Origin of the sequence: Synechococcus sp. N19 (assembly GCF_900474045.1) — a bacterium.
GTDB lineage: Bacteria > Cyanobacteriota > Cyanobacteriia > PCC-6307 > Cyanobiaceae > Parasynechococcus.
Genome location: NZ_UCNR01000013.1, coordinates 1 through 1,019 on the forward strand (window position 1 = coordinate 1; position 1,019 = coordinate 1,019).

Here is a 1,019-nt window from a genome sequence, read left to right on the forward strand (position 1 = left end):
TGGAAGCCCTGGAGGAAGAGAAGGAAGCGGAAGATCGCAGCCACACCGAAGGAGGTGTAACCCCCTTGCAGGTCATAGCCCAATGCAGCACCTTGCTAGAAGCACAGGTTAAGCAAAGGTTTAGGAACGAAGTATGAGGCCGGAGTTCATCCACCCCACAAGCGAAACGTGATTAAAAAACCCACTACAGCAAATCCAAACCAGATCGGGATCATTCCACTGACGCCAAGATCGATCCGAAAGCTGCTGACTGCCGTCACCGGAGGACTTTTGGTTGCCCACAGCGTCGTGCAAGTGGGCATTTATGGCTTTGGGGCGAAGAAACATTGGCTCGAAAGCCTCAACATGGACCGAGAGCTCAACTTGCCCACCCTGTTCAGCAGCGCGCTGTTGCTGATGGCGGCCCTGTTGATGCAACGACTGGGGCAGAGCAGCGATCGCATCGCGACCAAAGACTGGCGTTTGCTCTCGAAGATTTTCATCTTTCTCGCACTCGACGAAGCCCTTCAGATCCACGAGATCCTGATCATTCCAGGGCTCAGGCACCAGGTGCACCCAGCTCTGGCATCCACCTGGGTGGTGCCCTACGCCGTCCTCGCCCTCATCCTGCTGTGGCGCTTTCGCCGCTTCCTCGGCTCAATCTCCCGAGCAACGGCATCACGGTTGCTGCGAGCAGGGGCCGTCTACATCGGCGGTGCCATCGGCATGGAGATGATCGGCAGCTTTGCCGTTCGATCGAATCTGATCCGACTGCATAGCCCCTGGTACGGCGCCATCACTGGCCTGGAGGAAGCGCTTGAGCTGGTTGGCATCATTCTTCTCATCGATGCACTGCTGCGAGCGCTGCTCGATCAACGGAACAGCCTCGATCTCACCTTGCGTCTGGGACCTGATTCAGACAGCAACTGAACCAAAAAAAAAACCGCCCGGATGGGCGGTTGAAGGAATAATCGTCCTTGAGATCAGAGAGCGTTACCACGGGGCAGAACCTCTTCAGGGAAGACGAAGTTTTCGTGCGG

At 56.5% G+C, this 1,019-nt stretch carries 1 protein-coding gene; it reads left to right on the plus strand.

Annotation, left to right across the window (positions count from 1 at the left end):
* The first annotated feature begins 345 nt into the window (after nt 1–345).
* Nucleotides 346–909: a hypothetical protein gene (locus DXY02_RS08410; RefSeq protein ID WP_244276222.1), complete on the plus strand. Its 564-nt coding sequence runs from the start codon at nt 346–348 to the stop codon at nt 907–909.
* Nucleotides 910–1,019: the final 110 nt, after the last annotated feature.

Bases quoted from the DNA above. Each gene is read 5' to 3' on its own strand.
- DXY02_RS08410 (WP_244276222.1), top strand. From the start codon at position 346: ATGGACCGAGAGCTCAACTTGCCCACCCTGTTCAGCAGCGCGCTGTTG.